Origin of the sequence: Nocardioides deserti (assembly GCF_014266025.1) — a bacterium.
GTDB classification, from domain to species: domain Bacteria; phylum Actinomycetota; class Actinomycetes; order Propionibacteriales; family Nocardioidaceae; genus Nocardioides; species Nocardioides deserti.
Genome location: NZ_JACMYC010000001.1, coordinates 655,023 through 678,140 on the forward strand (window position 1 = coordinate 655,023; position 23,118 = coordinate 678,140).

A 23,118-nucleotide genomic window follows, 5' to 3' on the forward strand; every position below is an offset into this window, starting at 1 on the left:
CCGGGGGAGGTGCAGGATGAGCGGCATGCGCGCGACGACGATCCACGGCCCCGGTGACATCCGCCTCTCGGAGGTGCCCGACCCGACCCTCCTCGAGCCGACCGACGCCATCGTGCGGGTGACCTCGTCGTGCATCTGCGGGTCCGACCTGTGGCCCTACCGCGGGGAGAACCCGATCACCGAGGGCGCGACGATCGGCCACGAGTGCATCGGCGTCGTCGAGGAGGTCGGCAGCGAGGTCCGCGACCTCCGCGTCGGAGACTTCGTCGTCGTGCCGTTCGACCACTGCGACGGCACGTGCGCCCACTGCCTGGCCGGCGTGCACTCGGCGTGCGTCAACCTCGGGATGACCACCAGCGGTCAGGGGGAGTACGCCCGGGTGGTCCACGCCGACGGCAGCCTCGTGCGCGTCAACGGGGTGGGGGACGGCGGCGTGCCGGACCCGGCCCTCGTGCCGTCGCTCATGGCTCTCTCCGACGTGATGCCGACCGGCTGGCACGCCGCGGTGGCGGCCGGGGTGAAGGCCGGCGACACCGTCGTCGTGGTCGGCGACGGCGCCGTCGGGCTCTGCGGCGTGCTGGCCGCGTCGACCATGGGCGCCGAGAAGGTCGTCGTCATGTCCCGCCACGAGCCACGCCAGCGCATCGCCCGCGACTTCGGCGCCACGCACGTCGTCGCCGAGCGCGGCAAGGAGGGCGCGGCCGCGATCAAGGAGATCACCGGCGGCATCGGCGCCGACGCGGTGCTCGAGTGCGTCGGCACCGGCCAGGCGGTGGGCACGGCCTTCGCGGTCGCGCGGCCCGGCTCCACCGTCGGCTTCGTCGGCGTCCCGCACGGCGTCGAGCTGCCGGTGGGACGGATGTTCTCCAAGAACGTCGGCCTCGCCGGCGGCATGGCGCCCGTCCGCCGCTACCTGCCCGACCTCCTCGACCTCGTGCTCGCCGGCACGATCGACCCGGGGCGCGTCTTCGACCTCACGCTGCCGCTCGACGAGGTCGCCGAGGGCTACCGGGCGATGGACGAGCGCCGCGCGATCAAGGTGCTGCTGCAACCGTGAGCGACCTCCGGCTCGGACCGCTGCTGCGGTTCGTCGACGAGACCAGCGCGACCGTCTGGGTCGAGACCGAGCGCGCCGCGCGGGTGACGGTCCGGGCCGGCGACGCGACGGGCGAGGCGCGGACGTTCGCCGTCCACGGCCACCACTACGCGCTCGTCGAGGTCAGCGGCCTCGCGCCCGGCACCCGCACGGCGTACGTCGTGGAGCTGGACGGCGGCCAGGTCTGGCCGCCGGCGGACAGCCCCTACCCGGCGCCGGTGATCGGCACCCTCGAGGCGGGCCGACCGCTGCGGATGCTCTTCGGCTCGTGCCGGGTCAGCGTCTCCCACGACCGGGCGGGCAACGAGCAGCACGGCGTCGACGCGCTGCGCGCCTACGCGCTGCACCTGGCCGGCGACACGGGCGACGGCGTGGCCGACGACGAGTGGCCCGACCTGGTGCTGTTCCTGGGCGACCAGGTCTACGCGGACGACACCAGTGACGAGATGAAGGCGTTCATCGAGCAGCGGCGCGACCCGCAGCAGGCACCCTGGTACGAGCTGCAGGACTACGAGGAGTACGCCCACCTCTACCGGCTCGCGTGGAGCGAGCCCGCCAACCGCTGGCTGCTCTCGACGCTGCCCAGCGCGATGATCTTCGACGACCACGACATCCGCGACGACTGGAACACCAGCGCCGACTGGCGGGCGCAGATGGAGGCCACCGACTGGTGGCACGACCGCGTCGTCGGTGGCCTGTCGTCGTACTGGGTCCACCAGCACCTGGGCAACCTCAGCCCCGCCGAGCGGGCGGAGGACGCGCTGTGGCAGCGGATCCGGTCCTACGACGGTGCGGAGGAGCTCGACGTCACCGCCGAGGTCGACGCCCTGGCCGACCGGGCCGACCAGCAGCCCGACAGCTACCGCTGGAGCTTCTGCCGCGACTTCGACACCCAGGCGCGGCTCGTGGTCGTGGACTCCCGCGCCGCGCGGGTGCTGACCCCCGACCGGCGCAGCATGCTCGACGACGCCGAGATGGCCTGGCTCGACGAGCGGATGCGCGGCGACGTCGACCACCTGCTGGTCGGCACGTCGCTGCCGTTCCTGCTCGCGCCGGCGCTGCACCACGCCGAGGCGTTCGGCGAGGCCCTGACCCAGGGCCGGCTCGGTCGGGTCTTCAAGCCGTTCGGCGAGTGGGCGCGCCAGGCCGCGGACCTCGAGCACTGGGCGGCCTTCCAGGACGGCTTCCAGAAGGTCGGGCGGATGGTCGTCGAGGTGGCCGCGGGGGAGCGGGGGAGACCGCCCGGCACGGTCACGTTCCTCTCCGGCGACGTGCACCACAGCTACGTCGCGCTGGCCGAGCCGGACCCCGCGAGCGGTCGCACCGCGCACAGCGCGATCGTGCAGGCCGTGTGCTCGCCGATCCGCAACCCGCTGCCGCGGGCCATGCAGCTGGCGACCGCGCTGGCGGCGTACGGCACGGCGCGGCCGACCGGGCGTCTGCTCGGCGGACGCGTGCCCCGCAGCCCGCTGCGGTGGCGGTTGCCGCGTGGGCCCTGGTACGACAACAACCTGGCCGTCCTCGAGCTGCGCGACCAGGGGCTGCACCTGGCGTGGTCGCGCGGGGCCGACCGCGGCGAGGCCGATCGGCCGGTCCTCGAGCAGGTCGCCGCGGTGGACGTGCCGGCCCGCGGCTGAGCCGGGCTCGGACGAGGCGGGTCGGGCCGGTCAGCTGCGGACGAGGTCCCGGGTCGGCCGGCAGTCGCAGGTGTCGGAGCAGGCGAGGTAGGTGTGCGCGGCGTGCCCGCAGTGCCCGCACGGCAGGTCGTGCGAGATCGGTCGGGCGTTGGTCTGGACGGTGTCCCACATGGCGGTGACCCCCAAAAAGTCGTCGGTGCGACGGTAGGCCGCGGGGGACCGGTGTGGAGTGCAACACACCGGAGATGACCCAGATGGGTCACGCCGGTCGACCGGTCGGGCTCGGCCGCTGCCGGCCACCTAGGCTGCGGACGTGACCACGGAGCCGGACCGAGCGATCCACGACACCGAGGTCGGCGGGCCCGACGGCGAGCGGACGGTCTTCCTGCACGGGCTCTTCGGACAGGGCAAGAACTTCACGCAGGCCGCCAAGGCGCTCACGCCCGAACTGCACTCGCTGCTCGTCGACCTGCCCAACCACGGCCGATCCGGGTGGACCGACTCGGTGGACTACGTCGACGTGGCGGACGCGGTGGCCGAGCACCTGCGCGGCGGGTTCGCCGCCGACGGGCCGGTGAACGTCGTCGGCCACTCGATGGGCGGCAAGATCGCCATGGTGCTGGCGCTGCGGCACCCCGACCTGGTCGACCGGCTGGTCGTCGTCGACATCTCGCCGGTCGACACCGCGTCGGGCGGCGGCTCGGGGGAGTTCGAGCACCTGCTGGACAGCCTCGCGCGGCTCGACCTGGACGCCGTCGTGCGCCGTGCGGACGCCGACCGCCTCCTCGCCGAGGACATCCCCGACGAGCGGGTCCGCGGGTTCCTGCTGCAGAACCTCCGCTCGCACGGCCCGGACTTCCGCTGGCAGACGAACCTCTCGCTGCTGCGCGCCGAGCTGGCGACCATCGGTGGGTTCCCGGAGCTGGACGCGACCTTCGACCGCCCGGTGCTGTGGCTCGCGGGCGAGCGCTCGCCGTACGTCCGTCCCGAGCACGACGACACGATGCGCCGGCTCTTCCCGCGCACCCGGCTCGTCACGATCAAGGGCGCCGGCCACTGGGTGCACTCCGAGCAGCCGGAGGCGTTCGTCTCGGCGCTGCGGGTGTTCCTGACCGCCTGAGCGGCGGGCAAACCTGCTACTGGCGGGTTTCCCCAGCATTGGTGATGTGGAGCACACGCCTCAGCGAGGACCCTTGCCCAGTGACCTCGTGGACCGTCATCCTCACCCGCCGCGCCCGGACCCTGCCGATGTCGCAGGCCCGCGCCCGACAGAACGCTCGCCGATCCGCTCTCGAGTGCGCCATGCGGCGTCGCGAGCGCGAGGAGGCGGAGCTCGCCATGCAGCAGGCCGCGCAGGAGCCCGCGGCGGCCTCCGCCTGAGCCTGGTCCGGGCGCGCCCGGGGAGGCGCACCCGGACCGCCCGGGCTCCGGCCCCGGCCCGGGCTCCGGCTCAGGCTCAGGGCTGGAAGACCACCTTGACCATGCCCTCCTCCTTCTTCTGGAAGTGCTCGTAGGCCCGGGGAGCCTCGGCGAGGGGGAGGTGGTGCGTGGCGAAGGCGTCGACGCCGAACGGGTCGTCCTCGACCAGCATCGCGAGCAGCTCGTCGGTGTGGGCGCGCACGTTGGCCTGGCCCATCCGCAGCTGGACCTGCTTGTCGAAGAGCTGGAACATCGGCATCGGGTCGACCGCGCCGCCGTAGACGCCGGAGATCGAGACCGTGCCGCCGCGGCGGACGGACTCGATGGCGGTGTGCAGCGCGGCCAGCCGGTCCAGGCCGGCGTTCTTCAGCATCGGCTCGGCGATCGCGTCGGGCATCAGCCCGACGAGCTTCTGGACGCCCTGGGCGCTCGGCGACCCGTGGGCCTCCATGCCGACCGCGTCGATGACCGAGTCGGCGCCGCGGCCGCCGGTCAGCTCGCGGACGATCGACGCGACGCCGCCGGCCTCGGCCGCCTCGTCGAAGTTCAGCGGCTCGGCGCCGAACGCCTCGACGCGGGCGAGCCGCTCGGGGACCCGGTCGACGCTGATGACGCGGTGACCGGCGCGCACACCCATCCGGGCGGCCATGTCGCCGATCGGGCCGGCGCCCATGACCAGCAGCGTGCCGCCGTCGGGGACGTCGGCGTACTTCAGGCCCTGCCAGGCGGTCGGCAGCACGTCGGAGAGGAACAGGAACCGGTCGTCGTCGTGCTCGTGCGGCACCTTGACCGGCAGGAAGTTGCCGAACGGCACCCGCATGTACTCCGCCTGGCCGCCCGGCACCTGGCCGTAGAGCTTGGAGTAGCCGAAGAAGCTCGCGCCGGTGCCGTGCTCGGGGTTCTGCGTGGTCTCGCACTGGCTGTAGAGGTGCCGGTCGCACATCCAGCACGAGCCGCACGAGACGTTGAACGGCACGACCACGCGGTCGCCGACGGCCAGCTCCGTGACGGCCGACCCGACCTCCTCGACGATGCCCATCGGCTCGTGACCCACGATGTCGCCCGGCTCCATGAACGCCGCGAGCGTCTCGTAGAGGTGCAGGTCCGAGCCGCACAGGCCGGTCGAGGTGACCTTGATGATCACGTCGGTGGGCTCCTCGATGCGCGGGTCGGGAACCTCGGTGACCTGCATGTCGTGCTTGCCCTGCCACGTGACTGCCTTCATGGACGACCATCCTTCGGTGCTCGGGAGTGCTGGGAGCGGTTGCCCCGGCCACCCGGTGCCCAGCAGCACTTCCCGGACACTGGTCGCACCTCCCCGGTAACGCCGATAACTGACATTATGTCAGGTCTCGCTTGACAGGCTGTCCCTTACCGCCGACCGGAAGGCCCGGCGCTGCCGCGTCCCTCGCAGGAGAGCCAGGTCACGCCGCGGCCGGCGTCACCCAGGTGCCGCCGGCCATGACCCGGCGCATCCGCCAGTCGTCGTCGAGCACAACGAGGTCGGCCCGAGCGCCCGCGACGATGCGACCGCGGTCCGCGAGCCCCAGGAGCTTCGCCGGTGTCGCGCTGGCGGCGCGCACCGCCTGGTGCGGCGGGATGCCAGCTTCGGTGACTGCCCGGGCCACGGCATCGGCGAGGTGAAGCGTGCTGCCGGCGAGTGCCGGCTGCTCGGCCGTCGTCCACGCCGTGCCTCCGCGGACCTCGACCTCGAGCGGCCCGAGGCGGTAGGAACCTTCGGGCATCCCCGCCGCGGTCATCGCGTCGCTCACCAGGACGACCCGCTCGGGCGCGACGGCGAACACGAGGCGGACCGTCTCGTCCGCGAGGTGGACGCCGTCACAGATCAGCTCCGCGTGCACCTGTCCGCGTGCCAGCGCTGCCAGCGCGGCGCCGGACGGTCCGGGTTCGCGGTGGTGGAAAGGTGCCATGCCGTTGAACAGGTGCGTCACGAGGCTGACCTCGGGCCAGGCGAGCGCTGCGGCGAAGCCGGCGGCGTCGGCGTCGGTGTGGCCGGCGGCAACCAGCACGCCGGCTCGGTCGAGCGCCCGAGCTGTCTCGCGGGCACCATCGAGCTCGGGCGCCAAAGTCACCATGCGCAGCGCTCCCCGGGCCGCGACGAGGAGCTCCGCCGCTGCCACCGGGTCCGGCAGCTCGAGCGCAGCCGGGTCGTGGGCCCCGCAGTGGCCGGGCGCGAGCCACGGGCCCTCGAGGTGGGCGCCCAGGAGCCCCGGCTGCGCCGCGGCCACCGTGGCGACCGCGGCCGACGCGCTCGCGAGGACGTCGTACGGCGCACTCACCATGCTGGCGACCAGCGAGGTGGTCCCCCGCTGCAGGTGGTGGGAGACGACGGCGGCGACGTCGTCGGGGCGACCCGTCGTGACCGACCGGCCGCCGCCCCCGTGGCAGTGCAGGTCGACGTAGCCCGGGGCCACCGTGCCGACTTCCTCCGGTGGTGGGCCCGACCAGGCCGACGCCGGTGCGACCTCGACGATGCGCTCCCCCACGACGACCACGACGGCGTCCTCGAGGACCCGGTCCGGTAGGACGACACGCCCCCGCAGCACCTGCTCCGCGGCGCTCACGTCGCTCGCCGATCGCCGGTCTCGAGCGCGGCGGCGAACCACGAGGTGATCGTCGCCGGGTGGGTGATCGCCGTGCCGACGACGACGCAGTGGGCGCCACGCTCCAGGGCCTCGGCCGCCTGGTCGGGGGTGTGGTAACGGCCCTCTGCGACGATCGGGACGCTCAGTGCGCCCGCGAGGCGCTCGACGAGGTCGAGGTCGGGACCGGGCGTCTTGACGGTGTACGCCGTGTAGCCCGACAGCGTCGTGCCGACCAGGTCCGCACCGGCCTCGGCGGCGAGAACGCCCTCCTCGAAGGTCGACACGTCGGCCATCACGAGGACCGGATGACGCTCCCGCAGACGGCGAATCGTCTCTGCGAGGTCCAACCCGTCCGGCCGGCACCGGTCCGTGCCGTCGAGGGCCACCACCTCCGCGCCGGCCTCGGCCACGGCGGCGGCGTGCTCGAGCGTCGGGGTGATGAACACGTCGTCGTGCCCGTCCTTCCACAGTCCGACGAGCGGCACGTCGAGCTCGGCGCGCATGCGCCGCAGGTGGCCGGGCCCCTGCGCACGCACGGCGACGGCACCTCCGGCCACCACAGCCTGCGCGACCCGGGTCATGGTCTCGGCGTCGTTCATCGGCTCGCCACCGTAGGCCTGGCACGACACGACCAGCCCGCCCCGCAGCCTCTCGATCACCTCGTCCACGCTGCAACCTCCTTCGCGTTGGTCCGCACCAGCGCCGCGGCGCCGAGCAGGGCCGCGGTCGCACCGATCTCCGACCGCAGCACCGGCACGTCCCGCAGCAGCGGGAGGACGCCGGCCGCCGCGGCGCGCGTGAGCGCCGCCCACCACGTCCCTCCGATGCTCGCGACCCCGCCGCCGACCACCACGACGTCGGGGTCCAGGACGTTCACCAGTCCGGCAAGGGCCTCCCCCACCGCGTGTCCGCCGTCCGCGAGGAGGTCGCCGGCCGTGGTGTCCCCCGCCGCCGCGGCGGCCGCGACCGCCCGCAGGTCTCCGGCGGTGCCGCCGGTGCGCCGGGCGTGCTCGCGTGCCAGCGCGGGCCCGGAGGCGAACGCCTCCAGGTGCCCCGTGGCACCGCAACTGCAGGCGAGGGTCTCGGCCTGGGGGCACGGCAGGTGCCCCACGTGGCCGGCCGCACCGTGCCGGCCGCGGTCCAGGACGCCGTCGTCGACCACCGCTCCGCCGATGCCCGTGCCGACCGCCACGGTGAGCACCCTCCGGTGGCCGCGGCCGACGCCGTACGTCGCCTCGCCCAGGCCGTGGGCGTGCACGTCGTTCACGACGGTCACCGGCACCTCCATCCGCGCCTGGAGTCCGGCGCGCACGTCGGTCCCGACCCATCCGTTGAGCGCGTCGGTCGCCCCCACGACGACGCCGTCCGCATCGACGACACCCGCAGTCCCGACGCCGACAGCTCCCACGGTGCCACCCTCGGCGGCGGCCAGGCGTCCCACCAGGCCGGCCACGGTGTCGAGGATGGCCGTGCTTCCGAGCGACGCCGGGGTCGCGGTCTCGAGCCGTGCGACCAGGGCGCCGTCCCGCCCGACGAGCGCGGCCGCGGTCTTGGTGCCTCCGACGTCGACCGCGGCGACCAGTTCCAGGCCCATCGCGGTCAGAGCAGTCCCGTCGACTCGAGGACCGCGCGCACCCGGGCGGTCTCCTCGGCGTCGAGCGAACGCATCGGCAGGGACACGGTGTTGGTCTCGATGACCCCGAGGAGCGCGAGCGCCGTCTTGAACCCGCCGACACCGCGGGTGCTCCCATGGGTCGTGCGGGGGTCGGCGGCGTCGACGACGCGGAAGAGCTGGACGAGACGGTCCTGCTCGGCCCTGGCGGTGGTCCAGTCCCCCGCTGCTGCAGCGGCGTGCAGTCGCACGTAACCGGCCGGGTCGACGTTGCCGAGGCCCGGCACCGAGCCGTCCGCACCGGCCAGCAGCATCCCGTCGACGACGACCTCGTGACCGGTCAGGGCGGCGTACTCCAGTCCCTGCTCGGCGACCGCGACCAGCAGCTGGCGAAACGCGACGTCGTCCCCGCTGGAGTCCTTGACCCCTGCCAGGACGCCGTCGACGGCGAGCCGCAGTTGCAGCTCGACCGGCAGCTTGGTGTGCACACATGCCGGGATGTCGTAGGCCAGGACGTCGAGCGCGGTGCGCTCGGCCACTGCGCGGAAGTGCCGCTCGACCTCGTGTGGTCCGACCAGCGTGTAGAACGGCGCCGTCACGACCACCGCGTCTGCCCCCAGGAATTCGGCCGCCCTGGTCCGGCCGAGCACGCGCGCGGTGGTCGGCTCGATGCATCCGGCGATCACGGGCACGGCGCCGGCCGTCGTCTTGACGACGACCTCGAGGGCGAGGTCGCGCTGCGCGTCGGTGAGGTAGACCGTCTCGCCCGAGCTGCCCAGCGGGAACAGCCCGTGGCACCCGGCGTCCAGCAGGTGCGCGACGAGCCGCTCCAGCGAGGGCACGTCGACCTCGCCGTCAGCGGTGAGCGGGGTGAGGACCGGCGGGACGACTCCGGCGTACGGGCGGGTGGGACTGATCACGCGTGCTCCTCGACGTGCAACGGGGTGGGGGTGTGGGTGGCGCGCCGGGCCATGTCGACCAGCTCGGCGTCGCTGGTGCCCGACGGCACCGGGTGGTGGCATCGGAGGACGTGGGTCGTGCCGGACGCGCCGGTCCCGAACGGCGGCATGGTCTCCGCGCAGAGGTCGTCGGCGCGCCAGCAGCGGGTCCGGAACGGACACCCGCTGGGGGGCCGGGTCGCCGAGGGCACCGGTCCGACCAGTGGGATCGGGTCCAGCGGAGAGAGCAGCCCGGGCGTCGCGGAGAACAGCGCACGGGTATAGGGGTGGGCCGCCCCCTCGGGCATGACGCGTGCCGGCGCTTGCTCGACGATCCGGCCGAGGTACATCGTCACGATCCGGTCGCTGACCCGCTTGACGGTCTGGATGTCGTGGGAGACGAAGACCATCGCGAGGTCGAGCCGGTCCTGCAGGTCCATCAGCAGGTTCAGGATCTGGGCCCGCACCGAGACGTCGAGCGCGCTGGTCGGTTCGTCGGCGATGAGCAGGCCCGGCTCGAGGGCCAGCGCCCGGGCGATCGACACGCGCTGGCGCTGCCCGCCCGAGAGCTGGCTGGGCAGCGCGTCGGCGACCGACCGGGGCAGGCCGACGAGCGCCATCAGCTCGCGGACCCGCTCCTCGCGCTGGGCGACCGTCCCGCGGCGGTGCACGTCCAGCGGGTCCCTGAGGATCCTGCGGATCGCCATGCGCCGGTTGAGCGAGGTCGACGGGTCCTGGAAGACCATGCCCACGCCGGCACCGATGTGCTCGCGACGCTGCGCCGGACTCATCGTCCACACGTCGGTGTCCGCGACCAGGACCTGGCCGCTGGTGGGCCGCTGCAGGCCGACCAGCACCTTGGCGAGCGTCGACTTGCCACAGCCGGACTCCCCGACGATGCCGACGGTCTCGCCACGTGCGATGGCCAGGTCCGCCCCGGTGAGCGCGTGGACCCGCTGCCTCTCGAACAGCCGGCCTCCCGAGATGCGGTGCACCACGTGCACGTCCCGGAGCTCGGCGACGGTCTCGTTCATCGGGCGACCTCCGTCAGGGTCGGGACGAGGACGGGGTGGTGGCAGGCGAACCGGTGGCCCGCTCCCCCCTCGAGCGCAGGGGCCACGTCGTGGCACACGGTGGTGGCCATCGGGCAGCGGTCGCTGAACCGGCAGCCGCGCGGGAAGTCCGCCGGCGAGGGCACCACGCCCGGGATCTGGGTGAGCCGCTCGGCACCGGTCTCCAGACTCAGCACGGAACCGAGGAGGCCGCGTGCGTAGTGGTGCGCCGGCGCGCCGATGACCGCCGCTGTCGGCCCGCTCTCGACCACCTGGCCGCCGTACATGACGACCACGCGGTGGGCGACGTCGCTGACCAGCGCCAGGTCGTGGCTGACGAGGATCAGGGCGAAGTTCAGCTCGTCCTGCAGCCGCAGCAGCAGCTCCATGACCTGAGCCTGGACGGTCACGTCGAGCGCGGTGGTGGGCTCGTCGGCGATGACCAGCCGGGGGTCGCGGGAGAGTGCCATGGCGATGACCACACGCTGCCGTTGGCCGCCCGACAGCTCGTGTGGGTACGCCGCGAGGGTGCGCGCCGGGTCGAGGCCGACCAGCTGCATCAGCTCCTCGGCAGAGCGGCGTCCGCCCCGCTTGACCAACTGGTGCAGCTGGACGCCGATCTTCAACGACGGGTTCAGCGCCGAGAGAGCGTCCTGGTAGATCATCGCGATGTCCCGGCCCAGCAGCGGGCGCCGCTTCGTCGGCGACAGCGCCGCGATCTCGCGGCCGTCGAACCGGATGCTGCCCCGCAGGCGCGAGCCGGCGGGCAGCAGACCCATCACCGCCAGCGTGGTCAGCGACTTGCCTGAGCCGGACTCACCGACGAGGCCGAGCACCTCGCCTGGCCGCACGTCGAAGGACATGCCTCGGACGACGTCGACACCGCCGTGGGCGCGTGCGAACGCGATCGAGACGTCGTCGAGCACGAGGATCGGGTCACCGGCGGGGACCGGCCGGCTGCGGGCGCCGAGCCGCCGGGCGGCCTCGGCGAGTCTGGGCAGGTCGACCGCGACGCCGCTGCCGGGTGCCGCGACCTCCAGTCGGTCCCCTGCTGGGGCGACCTGCGTCCCTCGCCGGGCCGCAGGAGCGGCCCACGCGTCCGAGATGCCCTCGGAGAGCACGTTGAGCGCGAGCACCGTGAGCAGGATCAGCAGGCCCGGGAAGAACGTCGCCCACCAGCCGCCGAACTGGATCATCTCCTTGCCGAAGGCGATCACCGAGCCCCACGACGAGGCTGCCTCCTGCGGGGAGAGCCCGCCGCCGATGAACGAGAGTGAGGCCTCGAAGACGATCGCGTCGGCCACCATGACCGTGACGTAGACGAGGATCGGCGCGGCGCAGTTCCGCAGCACGTGCCGCCACAAGATGTGCGGCCGCCGGGCGCCGATGATCCGTTCCGCTGCCACGTAGTCCTCGCCGTACTGCGAGAGCACGTTGGCGCGCACGATGCGGGCGACCGGCGGCGTGAACACGAACCCGATGGCCAAGATCAGGACCGTCAGGTTGTTCTTGCCGAAGGAGACGATCAGCAGCGCCGAGAGCACGATCGCCGGGAACGCCATCACGACGTCCAGGCAGCGCATGACGACCTCGTCGACCACGGATCGCGCGGTGCCGGCCAGGGCGCCGAGGAACCCGCCGAGGACCAGGGCGATGCCGGCCGCGCCGAAGCCGACCTGCAACGAACGACGGGTGCCCGACAGCAGGCGGGAGAAGACGTCGCGGCCGAGCTTGTCCACGCCGAACCAGTACTCGCGCGAGGGGCCGGTCGTCGGCGTCGCGAGGCCGGTGCGGCCGGGGTCGTGGGTGAGCAGCAGCGGGCCGAGGAGGCCGACGAGCACGATCAGGACGACGAAGCAGAGCGCCACCCGCGAGGCGGGGCCGAGTCGACGGAACGCGACGCCCGGCCGGGAGAGGGTCGCCGCCAGCGTGGCGGGGTCGAGGGTCCGCATCAGTGACCTCCTCGCAGTCGAGGGTTGGCGAAGTAGTAGAGGATGTCGACGACGAGGTTCACCACGACGAAGCCGAGTGCGATGGTGAGCACGGCACCTTGCGCGAGCGCGGTGTCGTTGTTGCGGACGGCCGTCATGATCAGCGTCCCCATGCCCGGCAGCGAGAAGATCGCCTCGATGATCACGGTGCCGCCAATGAGGTAGCCGATCCGGACGCCGAGCACGGTCAGCGGGTTGACGAGCGCGTTGCGCAGGACGTTGCGGCCGACCACGACGTACGGCGGCAGGCCGGCGCCGATCGCGGTGCGCACGTAGTCACGGTCGAGCTCCTCGACCATCGAGGTCCGCACGATGCGGGCCAGGGAGCTGCCCACGGGGACGGCGAGGGCGATCGCCGGCAGGGCCAGGCTCTCGAGCCACCCAGCGACGGAATCCCCCGGATTGACGTATCCGCCCGACGGGAACACCCGGTTGTTGATGGCGAGGTACTGGATCAGGAGCAGAGCCAGCCAGAAGGACGGCATCGCGATCCCCGTCATCGACACGAACCGGATGACCTGGTCCGGCCAGCGGTCGCGGTACAGCGCGGCGACGATGCCGAGGACGAGCCCGATGACCAGGGCGCCGAGCACGCCCAGGGCGGTGAGCTGGATGGTCAGGGGCAGCGCCTCGCCGATCCGGTCCGCGACCGGGACCGCGGGCGGGAAGGTCACGCCGAGGTTGCCCTGCACGAGGTCGCCCAGGAAGTGGACGTAGCGCAGCACGAAGGGGTCGTCGAGCCCGTGGGAGGCCTTGAACGCCTCGATCTGGGCCGCCGAGGCCTGGTCGCCGAGCACCGACAGCGCCGGGTCGAACGGCGAGAACTGCAGGACCACGAAGACGAAGAGGGTGATGCCGAGCGTCAGGGGCACGAGGGTGAGCAAGCGGCGGGCGACGAGGTTCAGGACGGCGAGCACGGCTCTCCTCGTGGGTCCGGGCCGGGTGGGCGGAGTCGGGTGGGGGACGTCGGACGGTCGCAGGGCCGCCGACCGGCGGCGTGCCCGCCCCCGGGGTCGGGGGCAGGCACGCCGGATCAGCCGGTCACGAGCGGGACGCGTCGAGGAAGTACAGGCCGGTGGTGGCCGGGCCGTCGAAGTCGCTCAGCTCGTCGCCGTCGTAGGCGGTGACGACCTTGGTGTGCAGGATCGGGTAGAGCGGGACGTCGTCAGCGACGATGTCGAGCACCTGCTTCCACAGCTCGTCGCGAGCGCTCTCGTCGTCGGTCGCAGCGGCCCGGTCGAGCAGGTCGGCGACCTTCTGCCGGTTCGGGGAGCTCCACCGCATCCGGTCCTCGGGCCAGGTCGTCCCGTAGTAGAACCAGCGCATCAGCAGGTCGGGGTCGGGGCCGAACACACTCGGGTCACCGGAGGCCAGCAGGACACGGAACTTCTCGGAGGGCACCAGCTCGCCGTAGACGGCGGAGGACGGCACGGTGTTGAGCGTGGCGGTGACGCCGACCTGCTTCCACTGCTCGATCACGAGCGGGGCGATGTCCTTGATGAACGAGGCGTCCGTGGTGACGAGCTCGAACTGCAGGTCCTCGGCGCCGGCCTCGGCGAGCAGCTGCTCGGCCTTCTGCGGGTCGTAGCCGTAGACGGTCGCGGCCTCCTGGTAGGACGGGTTGCCCTCATCGAGGTAGGAGCTCGCCGGCGTGCCGAAGCCGTTCAGCGCCGTGTCGACGATCTTGTCCTTGTCCAGCGCGTAGTGCAGGGCCTGCCGGACCCGCTTGTCGTCGAACGGCGCTGCGCTGTTGTTGAACATGAGGAAGGCCTGGTTGAAGGCCTGCTTCTCCGCCACCTCGAAGCCGTCCCCGAGCGAGTCGACGTTGAGGTACGGCACGGCCTCGATGGCCTGGACGCGGCCGCCCTGGAGGTCGGCGATGCGGGCGGAGCCGTCCGTGTTCGTGTTCCACGTCATCGCGTCGGCCTTCGCCGGGCGCGGACCGTTGTAGTACTCGTTCTTGCTCAGCTTCAGCACCGTCTCCGAGGCGCTGTCGAGCTGGTAGGGGCCGGACCCGATCGGGGCGGTGTCGAACTTCTCGGAGGCCTCGGCGTCACCGGTGAGCGCCTTCGGAACGACCTTGATCACCGAGATGCGCTGCTCGAACAGCGGGAACGGGCTCTTCAGGGTGAACTCCACCGTGGTGGCGTCCACCGCCTCGACCTTCTTGATGAAGTTGACGAAACCCGCCATCAGCGGAGGCGCAGCCGGATCCTCGGGCTCGATCACCCGCATGAACGAGTGCGCGACGTCGTCGGCCGTCACGTCACTGCCGTCGGAGAACTTCGCGCCGTCTCGCAGCTGCACCGTCCAGGAGAGCCCATCGGCGCTCTCCTCCGGCTCCGACCCGGCGAGCGCCAGGTACGGCTCGCGGGTGACCGGGTCGAGATCGATCAGGCCCTCGAAGATGTGCTGGTTGGCGGCGGTGGCGACGGCGCTGGAGGCGTTGTCCGGGTCGAAGCCGCTCGAGAGCGCGAACGCCAGGGTGGCCTCGATGGTGTTGCCGCCGGTGCCACCACCCCCGTTGCTGGACGACGGCCCGCCGCAGGCTGCCAGCCCCAGCGACAACACGAGTGCGGCTGCGGCGGCGCCGCTCGCGGAACGAAGGCGGGACCGGACCGCCCTGCGGGTGATGCTCACACGAACCTCCAAGGGTTTCGGCATCAGACCTATGACGTCTGATGTCTTATGCGTTAGGGTGAGCCTCACACGAGTTCGACGGAAGGGTCAAGCATCGTGGTCGATCTCGACGGAGCAATCTCGGCTGGACGCTCGGCCCGCACGCGTGGCGTCTCGCTGCGCGAGCAGGTGGCCGAGCAGATCAAGCAGCTGATCATCCGCAACCGGATGCGGCCCGGCGACCTGCTGCCCACCGAGGGCGAGCTGTGCGAGGAGCTGGGGGCCAGCCGCTCGAGCGTTCGCGAGGCCGTCAAGGTCCTCGCCGCCCTCGACATCGTCGAGGTGCGCCACGGCCACGGAACCTACGTCGGGAAGATGTCGATGGCTGCACTCGTCGAGAGCCTGGCCTTCCGCGGATTTCTCAGCAGGGACAACGACTACCGACTGATCGCGGACCTGGTGGACGTGCGGGCGACGCTGGAGCAGGGGTTCGCCGAGACCCTCGTCGCGTCCTCCACGCCCGAGCAGCGGGACCGCCTCCACGCGCTCGCCACCGGCATGCGGACCAGGGCGGAGCGCGGCGAGGACATCATCGACCTGGACCGGGACTTCCACCTCGCCCTGATGGCCCCACTGGACAACGACCTGGTGCTGCAGCTGACCGGCGCATTCTGGGACGTGCACGCGATCGTGGCGCCGGGCTTGGGCAGCAGTTCCGAACAGCTGGTGCAGACCGCCGACGCCCACCTGCGGATCGCCGAGCGGGTGGCCGCGGAGGATGCCGTCGGTCTGCGCGAGGCGATCGCAGCGCACTACCAGCCGATCCGGACCAACATCGCCGCCCACATCGCCCGAGCACGCGAGGACTGACCGGATGCCGCTGTTCGACCTGCCCCTCGACGAGCTGACCGCCTACCGTTCGCCGCGACCCGAGCCGGCCGACTTCGACGAGTTCTGGGCAGCCACGCTCGCGGAGACGTCCGCCCACCCGCTCGACGTGGTGGTCGAGACCCACGAGCTCGCACTGACCGCGGTCGAGGCCTCCCACGTCTGGTTCGCCGGCTACGGCGGTCAGCCCGTCCATGGCCTCTTCCTGCGGCCCTCCCCCGCGGTCGTCGCTGGACCGCTGCCGGTCGTGGTGCAGTTCCTCGGGTACGGCGACGGAACCGGGAGCCCGCTGGACTGGCTCGGCCTGCCGGCGGCCGGCTTCGCGACCCTGGTGATGGACACGCGCGGCCAGGGAGCGCGCGCCCGGCGCGGCGGCGCGACCGGCGACCATGACGGCAGCCGCTCCCCGCACGTCGAGGGCTTCCTGACCAAGGGCGTGCTCGACCGCGCCGACTACTACTACCGCCGCGTGTTCGCCGACGCCGTCCGCGCGGTCGAGTGCGCCGCGCAGCTCGACCGCGTGGACGCCGCGCGGCTGGCGGTCGCGGGCACCAGCCAGGGAGGCGGCATCGCCCTCGCCGCCGCGGCACTCGCGGACGGTGTCCGTGCCGCCGTGGTCAACGTGCCGTTCCTGTGCCACTACAGCCGTGCGGTCGACGTGACCGCCTCGGAGCCGTACGCCGAGCTGCTGCGCTTCCTGCGCACGCACCGCGCCCGTGCCGAGGATGCGCTGGCGACCCTCGACTACTTCGACGGTGTCAACTTCGCCGGCCGGGCCAGTGCACCCGCGCTGTTCTCGGTCGCGCTGATGGACGACGTGTGCCCGCCGTCCACGGTCTACGCCGCCCACAACGCCTACGCCGGTCCGACCCGGCTCGAGATCTACCCCTACAACGAGCACGAGGGCGGCGGCATTCCCCAGGACGAGCTGACGATCGCGTGGCTGCGTGACCACCTCGCCGTCCCCACCGCCCGCGCCGCGAACTGACCCCGAGCCGACCACAGGAGACGACATGATCACGCCCGTCGGCGAGCAGATGGCTCGCGAGATCGCCGAGCAGCCCCCCGCCCTCTCCCGCCTCCTGCACGACACCGCGCAGGTCAGGGAGGTCGCCCGCCGCATCCGCGAGGCTCGGCCGCGCTTCGTGGTCCTCGCCGCCCGTGGGACGAGCGACCACGCGGCGCTCTACGCCAAGTACCTCATCGAGATCTCCCTCGGCCTGCCCGTGGGCCTGGCGTCCCCCTCGACGCTCACGGTCTATGGCGCGCGCCCGCACCTGAACGACGTGCTGTGGGTCGCGGTCAGCCAGTCGGGCGGGTCGCCGGACCTGGTCCGGTCGACCGAGACCGCCCGCGCCTGCGGGGCTCTCACGGTCGCCGTCACCAACGCTCCCGACTCGCCCCTCGCCGCAGCGGCCGAGCTCGGGGTGGACGTCCTGGCCGGGCCGGAGCGAGCGGTCGCGGCCACCAAGACCTACACGAGCCAGCTGCTCGCCCTGTGGCTGCTCGTCGACCACTGGCGCGGCGGCGACGGTCGCACCGCGGCCGGCCTGCCGGACCACGTGGGCTCCGCCCTCGACACGCCCGGGATCGACGGGCTGGCCAGCAGGCTCCGCTTCGCCCCGAGCCTCATCTGCACCGCGCGCGGCTACTCCTACCCCACGGCCCGTGAAGCGGCACTCAAGCTGATGGAGACGTCGTACGTCGCCGCCCAGGCGTTCTCGGGCGCGGACCTGCTCCACGGGCCGCTCGCACTGGTCGACGCCGACCGACCGGTGCTCGCCGTGGTGGGCCCCGGCGACGGCGGCAGGGCCATGGCGCCCACCCTCGAGCGCCTGGCCGCCCAGCGGGCCGAGCTGACCGTCATCGGGGATCCCGCCGGCGTACCCGACGTGCACACCGTCGTGCCACTGCCGGCGGACATCCCGGAGGAGCTGTCCCCCATCGTCGAGATCGTCCCGCTCCAGCGGCTCGCCCACCGGCTCGCCGTGACCCGGCAGCACGATCCCGACGCACCGCGCGGACTGGCGAAGGTCACCAGCACCATCTGAGGCCGGCGGGCCCGCGCGGCGTCGGCACTAGTGCTTCGCCGCGAGGCGCGACGTCGCGCGGCCGACCAGGCCGGTGCGGCCCGGGGCGAGACGCGCGGCGAGGTCGAGGACTCGGGCGTCGGGTCCGACGACCATGCGCGGCTTCTCCTTCTCGATCGCCTTGACGATCGCCTTGGCCACGCGCGAGGGCGGCGGCATGAACCTCGACACCCGCGACGCCCCGAGCTTGGCGATCCGCTCCCCCTCGGCCCCGCGCGCGCTGCCGGTGATGTTGGTGCGGTGGGTGCCGGGGAAGATCGTGCTCACGCCGACGTTCGTGGTGATCAGCTCGCCGCGCAGCCCCTCCGTGAACGACTTCACCGCACCCTTCGTCAGGGCGTACGTCGCGTTGTGCGGCAGCCCCAGCAGTCCGGTCATGCTGGAGACGTTGACGATGTGCGCCTCGTCCTGCTCCAGCAGCGTCGGCAGGAACGCGTGGCAGCCGTGCACCACGCCCCACATGTTGACCCCGACCATCCACCGGACATCCTCCAGCCGCTCCTCGGCGAAGGCCCCGGCGGACGTGACGCCGGCGTTGTTGACCAGCACGTGCACCGCACCGTGCGTGGCCAGCACCTCATCGGGCAGCTCTCCCACCCGGTCGGCGTCGGACACGTCCGCCACGTGGGTGGACGCCGTGACGCCGGCCCGTCGCACCAACTCGGCGGTCTCCTGGATCCCGCCCGGGCTGACGTCGACCAGCGCGAGGTGGCACCCGCGGGCGGCGAGCCGCTCGCTGGTGACCCGACCGATCCCGCTGCCCGCACCGGTGACGACCGCGACCCGACCTGCCAGGTGCTGCATGCGACTCCCCCAAGACTCCATCGGACGTTGCCAAAACTAGAACGTGCTATACCACCGGCACGGGATGTCACCGATCGTCCGCCGGACGTCGCGCACAACCGCGTGCGCCGACCGGGCCGGTAGGACCGGACCCGAGCTCCGCGCGACGGTCAGCCGCGCCGGCGGCGCCGGGCGGCGGCGGTGCCCTCGAACTGGGCAGCGCTGCGCCGCAGGAGCCGCTCGGCGACGGCGGGTTCCCGGTCGTACGCCGCCAGCAGGGCGCGCGCGCCGGCGGCGAGCGCGCCGTCAGGCACACTCGGCGACTCGGCGGCCAGCAACGCGGACTGCATCGCGTTGCGCACGGCCTCCTTGCCGACCCGCACCACCAGGTCCGCCGGGTCCGCCGGGTCACCAGCACGCGCCTCACCAGCGGCCGCGCGCAGCCGCAGCTCCCCCGCGCGGGCGTCGTAGGACAACCGGCCACCGGTCGCGTGCCGGAGCTGGGCGTCGAGGTCCTCCACTGCACCTCCCGAGACGAGCGGGGACGACCCTGCGGAGGTGACCGTAGGCCATCGACGGCCAACACAGGTGCACCGGGCGTTCCCTAGACTCGCAGGTGAGCTGCCGATCGACCCCAGGAGGACCTCCGTGCCCGTGACCCGAGGCTTCTTCCGCAAGCGCGCGCAGGGCCCGGAGGGGCGGATCCCGCCGGGTCAGTACGACACCGGTAGCGGCTGGCCGGTGCTCACTGCCGAGGCGACGCCGCGGATCGACCCGGCCGACTGGTCGATCACCGTCGACGGTCTCGTCGAGGAGCCGACCACGTGGACGTGGGACGAGGCGCACCGGCTGCCGTCGGCGACGTACTCCGGCGACATCCACTGCGTGACGACCTGGACCAAGCTGGACATGGTCTTCCGCGGGATCAGCGTCGACGACCTGCTGGCGGCGGCGCGGCCGCGACCGGAGGCGCGGTTCGTGCTGGCGCACTCAAGCACCGGCTACACGACCAACCTGCCGCTCGAGGACGTCACCGGCGGCAAGGCGTGGGTGGTGTGGGAGGCCGAGGGCAAGCCGCTGACGCCCGAGCACGGCGGCCCGGCCCGGCTGCTGGTCCCCCACCTCTACTTCTGGAAGTCGGCCAAGTGGGTCTCGCGGCTGGAGCTGCTCGCGGAGGACCAGCAGGGCTTCTGGGAGCGCAACGGCTACCACGACCGCGGCGACCCGTGGCGCGAGCAGCGCTACCAGGGCGACGCGTGAGCGCGGACCGGTCCATCGACGACGTCGTCCCGCGCGAGACGACCTGGACCACCGGCACGATCATCACCAAGGAGCAGCCGACGCCCGACCAGGTGCGGCTGCGGCTCCACGTCGACGACCGGCAGCATCACGACCCCGGGCAGCACTACGTCGTGCGGCTGCGCGCGCCCGACGACTACACCGCGCAACGCTCCTACTCGGTCGCCTCGGACGACGACGACCCGCTGGTCGAGCTGCTGGTCGAGCGCTTCCCCGACGGCGAGGTCTCCGGGCACCTGGCCGACGTCGCCGAGGTCGGCGACGTGCTGGAGGTGCGCGGGCCGATCGGCCGCTGGTTCCGCTGGGACACCCGCACCCCGGCGGTCTGCCTGGTCGGCGGCACCGGCGTCGTGCCGGCGGTCTCGATGCTCCGCACCGCGCGCCGGCTCGGCCGTCGCGACCTGCTCCGGGTCGCCGCGGTGGGCCGCTCCCCCGAGCACCTGCCGTACGCCGCCGAGCTGGCGCGCGCCGGAGCGCTGGTCGCCTACACCCGTCACGACGACGGCGACCGTGCCCGCGGCGTGGCGACGGTGGACGAGCTGGCGCCGCTGGCGGCGGCCGCGGAGGTGGCCTTCGTCTGCGGGTCGCCACGCTTCGTCGCGCTCGCCACTCCCCTGCTGATCGAGGCCGGCGTCGACCCGACGACGATCCGCGTGGAGCAGTTCGGCGCGACTGGCTGAGGCCGAAGCGCCCATCCCCGTTCACGGAAGCCTCCCGCCGGGCAAGGGACCACCGACCGACACTCGACGGAAGGTGAGCATGCACGTGAACCCCAAGGACGCCGCGAAGGCCGCGAAGGACAAGCTGGAGGGCCTGCTCGACGTCACGGTCCCGGGAGCGCCCGGCCCCGCGCCCGCCACGGTCGAGGAGCCGACCGCCCCGAAGCCGCCGCTGCCGCCCAAGCCCGACCAGGGCGCGCCGGCGACCGGCACCGCGACCGGCGCGCAGACGGGCGCGCCGCCGACCGCGCGCGCCCAGCAGTCGGCGTACCTCACCAACTCGACCGGCACCCGCCTGCGCGACACCGACCACTCGCTCAAGGCCGGCAGTCGCGGCCCGACGCTGCTGCAGGACCACCACCTGCGGGAGAAGATCACCCACTTCGACCACGAGCGCATCCCCGAGCGCGTCGTCCACGCCCGCGGCGCCGGCGCGCACGGCGTCTTCGAGGGCTACGGCACCGCGGAGTCGGTCTCGATGGCCGGGCTGTTCGCGAAGGGCAAGCAGACCCCGGTCTTCACGCGGTTCTCCACCGTCCTGGGTTCGCGCGGGTCGGCCGACACCGTGCGCGACACCCGCGGGTTCGCGACGAAGTTCTACACCGAGGAGGGCAACTGGGACCTCGTCGCCAACAACATCCCGGTCTTCTTCATCCAGGACGGCATCAAGTTCCCCGACGTCATCCACGCCGGCAAGCCGCACCCGGACCGGGAGATCCCGCAGGCGCAGAGCGCGCACGACACGTTCTGGGACTTCGTCTCGCTGCACACCGAGGCCCAGCACCACACGATGTGGAACATGTCCGACCGCGGCATCCCGCGCTCCTACCGGATGATGGAGGGCTTCGGCGTCCACACCTTCCGGTGCATCAACGCCGAGGGCGCGACGTCGCTCGTGAAGTTCCACTGGAAGCCCAAGCTCGGCGTCCACTCCCTCACCTGGGAGGAGGCGCAGATGGTCGGCGGCATCGACCCCGACTTCCACCGCCGCGACCTCTACGACGCCATCGAGGCCGGCGCGCACCCCGAGTGGGAGCTCGGCATCCAGGTCTTCCCGGACGAGCCGGACCAGATGTTCGCCGGCATCGACCTCCTCGACCCGACCAAGATCGTGCCCGAGGAGATCGCGCCGGTGCAGCCGATCGGCAAGCTGACGCTCAACGCCAACCCGACGAACTTCTTCGCCGAGGTCGAGCAGGTCGCCTTCCACGTCGGCCACCTGGTGCCGGGCATCGACGTCACCGACGACCCGCTGCTGCAGACGCGCCTCTTCTCCTACGTCGACACCCAGCTGTCCCGGCTCGGCGGCCCGAACTACAACCAGATCCCGGTCAACCGGCCGCACGTGCCGACCAACGACATGTTCCGCGACGGCTTCCACCAGCACGCGGTGCACTCCGGCGTGGCGCCGTACAAGCCGAACTCGCTGGACGGCGGCTGCCCCTTCGCCGCGGGTGCGGACCTCTCCGACGAGGAGACCCGCGCGTTCGTCGAGGCGGCGGTCAAGGTCTCCGAGGCGACCAAGGTGCGTGCCAACCCGGCGTCGTACGACGACCACTACAGCCAGGTGCGCCAGTTCTGGTTGTCGATGACGCCGGTGGAGAAGGAGCACATCATCCGGGCCTACACCTTCGAGCTCGGCAAGTGCTACGAGCAGGCCGTCAAGGAGCGCCAGCTCCAGAGCCTGGCCAACATCGACCCGGTGCTGTGCCAGGAGGTGGCCACCGGCCTGGGCCTGCCCGCGCCGGAGCCGACGGTGCCGCTCGAGGACCTCGAGCCGAGCCCGGCGCTGTCACAGGTCAAGGGGCCGTTCCCGCCCGACGGCCGGATGGTCGGCATCGTCGTGGACCCCGACGGGGACCTCAGCGGCGTGGACGCGCTGCGCCGCACGATCCACGGCGCCGGGATGGTGCCGCTGGTCTTCGGGCCGCACGGCGGCACCATCGGGGGCATGCCGGTGCAGCGCACCTTCGCCACCGGCCGCTCGGTCGAGGTCGACGTGCTGCTGCTGGCCGGGGCCCCGAAGCCGGCGCCGGACGCGCTCACCAACCGGGACGCCAAGGCCGGCACGCCCGGCTCCCCCGCGCTCGACCCGCGCGTCGCGCTGCTCGTCCAGGAGTGCCACCGCCACGCCAAGGTGATCGGCGCCTGGGGCGAGGGCGTCACCGCGCTCGACGGGGCCGGCATCGCGGCCGACGACGCGGGCATCGTGACCGGCGACTCCCCCGCCGACGTCTTCACCGGCGTCTCGGAGCAGATGGCCTTCCACCGGGTCTGGGACCGGTTCCCGACGGCGGTCTGAGCCGCACCGTCCGCGTGCAGGGGTCACCGGTTCACCGGTGACCCCTGCACATCCCGGGGCAGATTCG

22 protein-coding genes are annotated in these 23,118 nt (G+C 72.7%); 10 read left to right on the forward strand and 12 right to left on the reverse strand.

What is annotated here, in order from left to right:
• Positions 1–25 precede the first annotated feature (25 nt).
• Positions 26–1,057 (forward strand): zinc-dependent alcohol dehydrogenase family protein, encoded by a 1,032-nt coding sequence (locus H7344_RS03160; RefSeq protein ID WP_186344526.1) that lies wholly within the window; start codon positions 26–28, stop codon positions 1,055–1,057.
• Positions 1,054–2,733, forward strand: a complete 1,680-nt coding sequence (locus H7344_RS03165) for an alkaline phosphatase D family protein (RefSeq protein WP_186344527.1) — start codon at positions 1,054–1,056, stop codon at positions 2,731–2,733. The genes H7344_RS03160 and H7344_RS03165 overlap by 4 nt, the downstream gene beginning before the upstream one ends.
• A gap of 30 nt (positions 2,734–2,763) precedes the next feature.
• Here the strand turns inward: H7344_RS03165 and H7344_RS03170 are convergent, their stop codons facing one another.
• Positions 2,764–2,904, reverse strand: a complete 141-nt coding sequence (locus H7344_RS03170) for a hypothetical protein (RefSeq protein ID WP_186344528.1) — start codon at positions 2,902–2,904, stop codon at positions 2,764–2,766.
• 142 nt (positions 2,905–3,046) lie between these two features.
• On the opposite strand from H7344_RS03170, the gene H7344_RS03175 reads away from it, so the two are divergent.
• Both H7344_RS03175 and H7344_RS03180 read left to right on the forward strand, forming a co-directional pair.
• Positions 3,047–3,853, forward strand: a complete 807-nt coding sequence (locus H7344_RS03175) for an alpha/beta fold hydrolase (protein WP_186344529.1) — start codon at positions 3,047–3,049, stop codon at positions 3,851–3,853.
• Between the two features lie 80 nt (positions 3,854–3,933).
• Positions 3,934–4,113: a hypothetical protein gene (locus H7344_RS03180; protein ID WP_186344530.1), complete on the forward strand. Its 180-nt coding sequence runs from the start codon at positions 3,934–3,936 to the stop codon at positions 4,111–4,113.
• Positions 4,114–4,189: 76 nt separating this feature from the next.
• Here the strand turns inward: H7344_RS03180 and H7344_RS03185 are convergent, their stop codons facing one another.
• The 9 genes from H7344_RS03185 to H7344_RS03225 form a co-directional block, all read right to left on the reverse strand.
• Positions 4,190–5,377 (reverse strand): zinc-dependent alcohol dehydrogenase, encoded by a 1,188-nt coding sequence (locus tag H7344_RS03185; RefSeq protein WP_186344531.1) that lies wholly within the window; start codon positions 5,375–5,377, stop codon positions 4,190–4,192.
• A 199-nt stretch (positions 5,378–5,576) separates the two neighbouring features.
• Entirely contained in the window at positions 5,577–6,737 is a 1,161-nt protein-coding gene (locus H7344_RS03190) for an N-acetylglucosamine-6-phosphate deacetylase (protein WP_186344532.1), read from the reverse strand.
• Complete coding sequence (locus H7344_RS03195) at positions 6,734–7,426, reverse strand: N-acetylmannosamine-6-phosphate 2-epimerase (RefSeq protein ID WP_186344533.1); 693 nt, start codon at positions 7,424–7,426, stop codon at positions 6,734–6,736. The genes H7344_RS03190 and H7344_RS03195 overlap by 4 nt, the downstream gene beginning before the upstream one ends.
• A complete protein-coding gene (locus tag H7344_RS03200) occupies positions 7,414–8,352 on the reverse strand; it encodes an ROK family protein (protein ID WP_222130093.1) in 939 nt (312 codons plus the stop codon). The genes H7344_RS03195 and H7344_RS03200 overlap by 13 nt, the downstream gene beginning before the upstream one ends.
• A gap of 5 nt (positions 8,353–8,357) precedes the next feature.
• Complete coding sequence (locus H7344_RS03205) at positions 8,358–9,290, reverse strand: dihydrodipicolinate synthase family protein (RefSeq protein WP_229706769.1); 933 nt, start codon at positions 9,288–9,290, stop codon at positions 8,358–8,360.
• Complete coding sequence (locus H7344_RS03210; RefSeq protein WP_186344535.1) at positions 9,287–10,342, reverse strand: oligopeptide/dipeptide ABC transporter ATP-binding protein; 1,056 nt, start codon at positions 10,340–10,342, stop codon at positions 9,287–9,289. The genes H7344_RS03205 and H7344_RS03210 overlap by 4 nt, the downstream gene beginning before the upstream one ends.
• Entirely contained in the window at positions 10,339–12,312 is a 1,974-nt protein-coding gene (locus tag H7344_RS03215) for a dipeptide/oligopeptide/nickel ABC transporter permease/ATP-binding protein (RefSeq protein WP_186344536.1), read from the reverse strand. Before H7344_RS03215 ends, H7344_RS03210 begins: the two co-directional genes overlap by 4 nt.
• Positions 12,312–13,268 (reverse strand): ABC transporter permease, encoded by a 957-nt coding sequence (locus tag H7344_RS03220; RefSeq protein ID WP_186344537.1) that lies wholly within the window; start codon positions 13,266–13,268, stop codon positions 12,312–12,314. The genes H7344_RS03215 and H7344_RS03220 overlap by 1 nt, the downstream gene beginning before the upstream one ends.
• A gap of 124 nt (positions 13,269–13,392) precedes the next feature.
• Complete coding sequence (locus tag H7344_RS03225; protein ID WP_222130094.1) at positions 13,393–14,991, reverse strand: ABC transporter substrate-binding protein; 1,599 nt, start codon at positions 14,989–14,991, stop codon at positions 13,393–13,395.
• Positions 14,992–15,087: 96 nt separating this feature from the next.
• On the opposite strand from H7344_RS03225, the gene H7344_RS03230 reads away from it, so the two are divergent.
• From H7344_RS03230 to H7344_RS03240, 3 genes are read left to right on the forward strand one after another with little or no spacing between them, the layout of a single operon-like run.
• Positions 15,088–15,840, forward strand: a complete 753-nt coding sequence (locus tag H7344_RS03230; RefSeq protein ID WP_229706768.1) for a FadR/GntR family transcriptional regulator — start codon at positions 15,088–15,090, stop codon at positions 15,838–15,840.
• A gap of 4 nt (positions 15,841–15,844) precedes the next feature.
• Entirely contained in the window at positions 15,845–16,846 is a 1,002-nt protein-coding gene (locus H7344_RS03235; protein WP_186344539.1) for an acetylxylan esterase, read from the forward strand.
• Positions 16,847–16,871: 25 nt separating this feature from the next.
• Positions 16,872–17,909 (forward strand): SIS domain-containing protein, encoded by a 1,038-nt coding sequence (locus H7344_RS03240; RefSeq protein ID WP_186344540.1) that lies wholly within the window; start codon positions 16,872–16,874, stop codon positions 17,907–17,909.
• A gap of 27 nt (positions 17,910–17,936) precedes the next feature.
• On the opposite strand, the gene H7344_RS03245 is transcribed toward H7344_RS03240, so the two are convergent.
• Both H7344_RS03245 and H7344_RS03250 read right to left on the reverse strand, forming a co-directional pair.
• Positions 17,937–18,752 (reverse strand): SDR family NAD(P)-dependent oxidoreductase, encoded by an 816-nt coding sequence (locus H7344_RS03245; protein WP_186344541.1) that lies wholly within the window; start codon positions 18,750–18,752, stop codon positions 17,937–17,939.
• Between the two features lie 149 nt (positions 18,753–18,901).
• The gene (locus tag H7344_RS03250; protein ID WP_186344542.1) at positions 18,902–19,252 is read right to left on the reverse strand and encodes a hypothetical protein; all 351 of its coding nucleotides are present in this window, start codon (positions 19,250–19,252) and stop codon (positions 18,902–18,904) included.
• Positions 19,253–19,379: 127 nt separating this feature from the next.
• Between H7344_RS03250 and H7344_RS03255 the strand changes: the two genes are divergently transcribed.
• The 3 genes from H7344_RS03255 (at position 19,380) to H7344_RS03265 (ending at position 23,051) form a co-directional block, all read left to right on the forward strand.
• Entirely contained in the window at positions 19,380–19,991 is a 612-nt protein-coding gene (locus H7344_RS03255) for a sulfite oxidase-like oxidoreductase (protein WP_186344543.1), read from the forward strand.
• Positions 19,988–20,710 (forward strand): FAD-binding oxidoreductase, encoded by a 723-nt coding sequence (locus H7344_RS03260; protein ID WP_229706767.1) that lies wholly within the window; start codon positions 19,988–19,990, stop codon positions 20,708–20,710. Before H7344_RS03255 ends, H7344_RS03260 begins: the two co-directional genes overlap by 4 nt.
• Positions 20,711–20,789: 79 nt before the next feature.
• Positions 20,790–23,051: a catalase gene (locus H7344_RS03265; protein ID WP_186344644.1), complete on the forward strand. Its 2,262-nt coding sequence runs from the start codon at positions 20,790–20,792 to the stop codon at positions 23,049–23,051.
• The last annotated feature ends 67 nt before the right edge of the window (positions 23,052–23,118 follow it).

Coding starts and splice junctions, on each gene's coding strand:
- H7344_RS03235 (WP_186344539.1), top strand. CDS start 15,845: ATGCCGCTGTTCGACCTGCCCCTCGACGAGCTGACCGCCTACCGTTCG.
- H7344_RS03185 (WP_186344531.1), bottom strand. CDS start 5,377: ATGAAGGCAGTCACGTGGCAGGGCAAGCACGACATGCAGGTCACCGAG.
- H7344_RS03245 (WP_186344541.1), bottom strand. CDS start 18,752: ATGCAGCACCTGGCAGGTCGGGTCGCGGTCGTCACCGGTGCGGGCAGC.
- H7344_RS03170 (WP_186344528.1), bottom strand. CDS start 2,904: ATGTGGGACACCGTCCAGACCAACGCCCGACCGATCTCGCACGACCTG.
- H7344_RS03200 (WP_222130093.1), bottom strand. CDS start 8,352: ATGGGCCTGGAACTGGTCGCCGCGGTCGACGTCGGAGGCACCAAGACC.
- H7344_RS03160 (WP_186344526.1), top strand. CDS start 26: ATGCGCGCGACGACGATCCACGGCCCCGGTGACATCCGCCTCTCGGAG.
- H7344_RS03215 (WP_186344536.1), bottom strand. CDS start 12,312: ATGCGGACCCTCGACCCCGCCACGCTGGCGGCGACCCTCTCCCGGCCG.
- H7344_RS03265 (WP_186344644.1), top strand. CDS start 20,790: ATGCACGTGAACCCCAAGGACGCCGCGAAGGCCGCGAAGGACAAGCTG.
- H7344_RS03240 (WP_186344540.1), top strand. CDS start 16,872: ATGATCACGCCCGTCGGCGAGCAGATGGCTCGCGAGATCGCCGAGCAG.
- H7344_RS03210 (WP_186344535.1), bottom strand. CDS start 10,342: ATGAACGAGACCGTCGCCGAGCTCCGGGACGTGCACGTGGTGCACCGC.